Origin of the sequence: Mesorhizobium sp. M6A.T.Ce.TU.002.03.1.1 (genome assembly GCF_003997275.1) — a bacterium.
Lineage (GTDB): Bacteria > Pseudomonadota > Alphaproteobacteria > Rhizobiales > Rhizobiaceae > Mesorhizobium > Mesorhizobium mediterraneum.
Map to the genome: position 1 here is coordinate 6,406 of NZ_RZTI01000160.1, position 5,604 is coordinate 12,009.

Here is a 5,604-nt window from a genome sequence, read left to right on the forward strand (position 1 = left end):
CGCTGGACGCCTGCACAGGATGGGCTTTTCGAATCTTGTTTCAAAGGTTTACACCGAGACCCGCCACGAGAGCCTGAACGAGGTAAACCGAGATATCATCATGGATGATTTTGCCGCCTGGGCCGACAGCGTGTTGAAACAAGCCTGATCGAGATAGGCATGGTCGACATTGGCACATTCGGATTGGCCCATTGCAAGAGCCGTGACAGCAGCACGCGGGATTGATAGTGCATGTTGCCCAAAAGTGCGCAGCGGTTTTGGGACAACGACATGCACAAAAAAGAAATCCAAGGCTGCGCTTCCGACCAATCACGGTGATCCATGACCGAGCCTCCGCTGAAAGGCATCCGCGTAATCGAACTCGCCCGCATCCTGGCCGGGCCGTGGGCCGGGCAGCTGCTTGCCGATCTCGGTGCAGACGTCATCAAGGTCGAGAGCCCGGACGGCGGCGACGACACCCGCAAATGGGGTCCGCCCTTCGTCATGAGCCATGACGGCGAGAACCTTTCCGCCGCCTATTACCATTCCTGCAATCGCGGCAAGCGCTCCATCGCTGTCGATTTCTCGACGCCCGAAGGCGCCGAGACGATCCGCCGGCTGGTCGCGACCTCAGACGTGCTGATCGAGAACTTCAAGCTCGGCGGCCTCAGGAAATACGGGCTCGACTATGACAGCTTGCGCAAGAGCAACCCGCGGCTGATCTATTGCTCGATCACCGGCTTCGGCCAGGATGGACCCTATGCGCCACGCGCCGGCTATGACTTCATCATCCAGGGCATGGCCGGCATGATGTCGATCACCGGCGAGGCTGGCCGCGAGCCGCAAAAGGCCGGCGTCGCCATCTCTGACATTTTCACCGGCCTCTATTCGGTGATCGCCATCCAGGCCGCGCTTCGCCACGCCGAGAAAACCGGCGAAGGCCAGCACATCGACATGGCGCTCTATGACACCCAGATCTCGGCGCTCGGCAACCAAAACCTCAATTATCTGGTCTCCGGCAAATCGCCTGTGCAGATGGGCAATGCGCATATGAACATCGCGCCCTACGAAGTGGTGCCGGTGAAGGACGGCCACATCATCCTGGCCATCGGCAATGACGGCCAGTTCGCCAAATTCTGCGCGGCCGTCGGATTGGTCGACCTGCCATCGAACCCCGATTTCGCCACCAATCCCGCCCGGGTCGCCAACCGGGCGAAATTGCGCGAGCATATAATCGAGGCGCTAAAAACCTTCGATCGCGATCCGCTGCTGGCCAAGCTGGAGGCGGCAAGCGTGCCTGCCAGCCCGATCAACACGATCGGCGAGATGTTCGCCGACCCGCAGACCATCGCGCGCGGCATGCGGCTCGACCTCGACGACGGCCACGGCAATCTCTTGCCTTCGGTGCGCGCGCCGATGGTCATGTCGGGCACGCCGCTGGTCTACGAGCGGCCCTCGCCGCGTCTGGGCGAGCACACCGCAGAAATCCTTGCCGAACTGGAGAGATCAGGAAAATGAAGACCGGCGGACAACTGATCGTCGATGCGCTCGAAGCCAACGGCACCGACCGCATCTATTGCGTGCCCGGAGAATCCTATCTTGCGGTGCTCGACGCGCTGCACGATTCGCCGATCCGCACCATCGTCTGCCGCCAGGAAGGCGGAGCTGCGATGATGGCCGACTGCCATGGCCGCCTGACCGGCAAGCCCGGCATCTGCTTCGTCACCCGCGGCCCCGGCGCCACCAACGCCTCGGCCGGCATCCACATCGCCATGCAGGATTCGGTTCCTGTCATCCTGTTTATCGGCCAGGTCGCCAGCCACGCCAAGGAGCGCGAAGCCTTCCAAGAGGTCGACTACGTCAGGTTCTTCGGTGACATCGCCAAATGGGTGGTCGAGATCGACGATGCCGCGCGTATTCCCGAATTCGTCACGCGGGCCTTCGCGGTGGCGACGTCCGGCCGCCCCGGCCCGGTCGTCATCTCGCTGCCGGAAGACATGCTGACCAGCCTTGCCGACGCGCCAGAAGCCCTGCCCCACACGCCGGTCGAAACGCGGCCGGGCGAGGCCGAGCTCGATGCTCTCGAAAAGCTCCTCAACAGGGCGAAGCGCCCCTTCGTTATCCTCGGCGGCACGCGCTGGGATGCGGAGGCCGTCGCGCGGATGCGGACGGTCGCCGAAACCTGGTCGCTGCCGGTCGGCTGCTCCTTCCGCCGCCAGATGCTGTTCGATCATCTACACCCGAACTATGCCGGCGATGTCGGCATCGGCATCAACCCGAAGCTGGCGACCGCCATCAAGCAGGCCGACCTCGTGCTGCTCGTCGGCGGCCGCATGGGCGAGATGCCATCCTCCGACTACACGCTGCTCAAGAGCCCCTACCCCGACCAGACGCTGGTCCATGTCCACGCCGATGCCAGCGAGCTCGGCCGCGTCTACCGACCAACGCTGGCGATCAACGCCTCGCCTTCCGCTTTCGTCGAAGCCTTCGCCGGGCGCAAGCCGGCCGTCACGCCGGTCTGGGCGGATGAAACACCGAAGCTGCACGCCGCCTATCTCGACTGGTCGACACCGCCCGAAAGTGGTCCCGGCGCCGTCCAGATGGGACCGATCATGAACTATCTCGAAACGATGCTGCCCGACGATGCGATCCTCACCAACGGCGCCGGCAACTACGCAACCTGGGTGCACCGCTTCCACCGTTCCCGGCGCTTCGCCACGCAGGCAGCACCGACCTCCGGCTCGATGGGCTACGGCACGCCGGCGGCGGTCGCCGCCAAGGAATTGTTTCCCGAGCGCGACGTGATCGCCTTTGCCGGCGACGGCTGCTTCCTGATGAACGGGCAGGAGTTCGCCACCGCCGTGCAATACGATCTGCCGATCATCGTCGTCGTCGTCAACAACGGCATCTACGGCACCATCCGCATGCATCAGGAGCGCGAGTATCCGGGCCGTGTCGTCGCCACCGATCTCAGAAATCCCGACTTCGCGGCTTTGGCCCGCGCCTATGGCGGCCACGGAGAAACGGTCGAGAAGACGGCCGACTTCGCGCCGGCCTTCGAACGCGCCCGCGCCAGCGGCAAGCCGTCGATCGTCGAGATCAGGCTCGACCCCGAGGCCATCACGCCGACCCGGACGATGACCCAGATCCGCGACAAGTCCTGAGCGTCAGACGCATAGGCCGAGTCCCTTCGCGCCCCCTCTGTCCTACCGGACATCTCCCCCACTGGTGGGGAGATTGGATGTCGCGACTGCTTTCGCCAATTTTCGAAGTTGAACAGGCGCCAACGCCAAAGCTGCCGATCTCCCCCCTTGTGGGGGAGATGTCCGGCAGGACAGAGGGGGGCGCTGTCCCGCAAACTTCGACGGGCTAATGCAGCGCTATAGTCACCCTCGGGCGACATTGCGCTACATCGTCGCCGCCTTCTCGATCTGCCCGCGGATCTCGCCATCCTCGTGGGCCGCCGTATGGATGTTGATGTAATATTTGCCGGCCATCAGGTCGGCAGCCTGCGCGTCGGTCAGCACCGCCGCCCCCTTGAACGGGCTTTTCGGAGCGCCCTTGAACGGGACGGCGACGCCGGCATTTTCACCCTTTGCTGCCGGACCGTGAATATGTCCGGCCGTCGCAGGCCCACTGAGACCTGAATACGTCACGTTCCAGGTGAGCTGTTTCGTGGCGGTGTCGAAGACGAGAGCGGCGGTACCCTTGCCCTCGGTGGTGATGGGCGGATTCTGCTGAGCGCCATCCAGCGTCGCCTTCATCTTCATCATGTCGGCCAAAGCCGGTGAAGCGCACAGGAACGAAGCCGAAACGGCCAGCGCCGAAAGCATCGGCGAGAAGGATTGCATGCGCATGGAAATCTCCGTTGTGGCGATGACATCCGCTGAAGCTGGATGCACCGCAACAACGGTTGTGCGAGCAGATGTTTCCACCGGTAACGGCTATTTTACGTCCCAACAAAAAGGGGCGGTCGCCCGCCCCTTTTTGAATGCAGGCTTCAGAAGCCCAGTTGATCGCCCTACTTGATCGCCTTGTCGGTGATGGCGGTCGTGTAGGCGCCGGTCGGCTCCTTGGTGATGATCTTCTGGTCAAGCAGCGCCTTGGCGGTGCGTGCGTAGGTCGCCGGGTCGAGCTTGCCGTCGGCGTTGTCGATCAGCTTGGCGACTTCGCCCATCATGCGCTTCTGATGGTTCTCGTCCTGGCCGCCATTGTCCATGACGATGCCGGCCGCCTCGTCGGAATTGTCGACGGCGTATTTCCAGCCCTTCATCGAGGCGCGCACGAAACGCACCATCTTGTCCTCGAAGGCCGGATCCTTGAGCTTGTCCTCGGACGCATAGAGCCCGTCCTCAAGCAGGTCGTTGCCCATCGCCGAGTAGTTGAACACGATCAGCTCTTCCGGCTTGTAGCCGGCGTCGATGAGCTGCCAGTATTCGTTGTAGGTCATGACCGAAATGCAATCCGCCTGCTTCTGGATCAGCGGTTGCACGTCGAAACTCTGCTTCAACACGGTGACGCCGTCCGGACCGCCGTCGGTCTTCAGGCCGAGCTTGTTCATCCAGGCGTAGAACGGATATTCGTTGCCGAAGAACCAGACGCCGAGCGTATGGCCCTTGAAGTCGGCTTCGGTCTTGATCGGGCCATCCTTCGGGCAGACCAGCTGCATGCCGGCCTTCTTGAACGGCTGGGCGATATTGACCAGCGGCACGCCCTTTTCGCGTGCGGCCAGCGCGCCGCCCATCCAGTCGACGATGACATCGGCGCCGCCGCCGGCGATCACCTGCTCGGGCGCGATATCGGGGCCGCCCGGCTTGATCTCGACGTCGAGGCCTTCGGCCTCATAGAACCCCTTGTCCTTGGCGACGTAGTAGCCGGCGAACTGGGCCTGCGTGACCCATTTCAGCTGCAGCGTCACCTTGTCTGCGGCCATCGCCTGGAACGCGGCAAGCGACATCGCGCCGGCCAGCATCGAAATAACAAGTCTTTTCATGTTTTTACCCTCTGAAGTTAAGTGTTCACCCTTTAGGATCAGGACCTTCAATGCGCTCCTGATTCCAAACCCGCCACCGCCCTATCCACCACGGACGGAGGGATGCCAAAACGTGACTGCTCTCTCGAAAAGAGCGACCACGCCATAAAAGACCGAACCCGCAAGTGCTGCAACTGCGATTTCGGCCCAGACCATGTCGATGTTCATCCGTCCGACCTCGGTCGAAATCCGGAATCCCATGCCGACCACCGGTGTGCCGAAGAACTCCGCGACGATGGCGCCGATCAACGCCAGCGTCGAATTGATCTTCAGTGCGTTGAAGATGAAGGGGGCTGCCGCCGGCAACCGCAGCTTGAACAGCGTCTGCCAATAGCTCGACGCATAGGTGCGCATCAGGTCGCGCTCCATATGGCCGGAGGCGGCAAGGCCGGCGACCGTATTCACCAGCATCGGGAAGAAGGTCATGATGATGACGACGGCGGCCTTCGACTGCCAGTCGAAGCCGAACCACATGACCATGATCGGCGCCACGCCGATGATCGGCAACGCCGACACCATGTTCCCGATCGGCAGCAAACCGCGGCGCAGGAACGGCACGCGGTCGGCCGCGATGGCGGCGAGGAAGCCGGCAC

At 62.8% G+C, this 5,604-nt stretch carries 5 protein-coding genes and 1 pseudogene; 3 read left to right on the forward strand and 3 right to left on the reverse strand.

Annotation, left to right across the window (positions count from 1 at the left end; all coding sequences use genetic code 11):
• The 3 genes and pseudogenes from EOC93_RS35120 to EOC93_RS29630 all read left to right on the forward strand — a co-directional run.
• Positions 1-148: pseudogene (locus EOC93_RS35120) on the forward strand (alpha/beta hydrolase); the annotation flags it as partial.
• 173 nt (positions 149-321) lie between these two features.
• Positions 322-1,497, forward strand: coding sequence for a CaiB/BaiF CoA-transferase family protein (locus EOC93_RS29625; RefSeq protein ID WP_126105861.1), 1,176 nt, complete (start codon positions 322-324; stop codon positions 1,495-1,497).
• Positions 1,494-3,143, forward strand: coding sequence for a thiamine pyrophosphate-binding protein (locus EOC93_RS29630; protein ID WP_127206385.1), 1,650 nt, complete (start codon positions 1,494-1,496; stop codon positions 3,141-3,143). Before EOC93_RS29625 ends, EOC93_RS29630 begins: the two co-directional genes overlap by 4 nt.
• Positions 3,144-3,386: 243 nt before the next feature.
• Here EOC93_RS29630 and EOC93_RS29640 read toward each other — a convergent pair whose 3' ends face one another.
• The 3 genes from EOC93_RS29640 to EOC93_RS29650 form a co-directional block, all read right to left on the reverse strand.
• A complete protein-coding gene (locus EOC93_RS29640) occupies positions 3,387-3,836 on the reverse strand; it encodes a CHRD domain-containing protein (RefSeq protein WP_095482886.1) in 450 nt (149 codons plus the stop codon).
• A gap of 164 nt (positions 3,837-4,000) precedes the next feature.
• Positions 4,001-4,972 carry an ABC transporter substrate-binding protein gene (locus EOC93_RS29645; protein ID WP_095482887.1) on the reverse strand — a complete coding sequence of 324 codons (972 nt, stop codon included), beginning with the start codon at positions 4,970-4,972 and terminating at the stop codon, positions 4,001-4,003.
• A gap of 81 nt (positions 4,973-5,053) precedes the next feature.
• On the reverse strand, positions 5,054-5,604 hold a 551-nt coding region (locus EOC93_RS29650; RefSeq protein ID WP_164759325.1), incomplete at its 5' end, for an ABC transporter permease.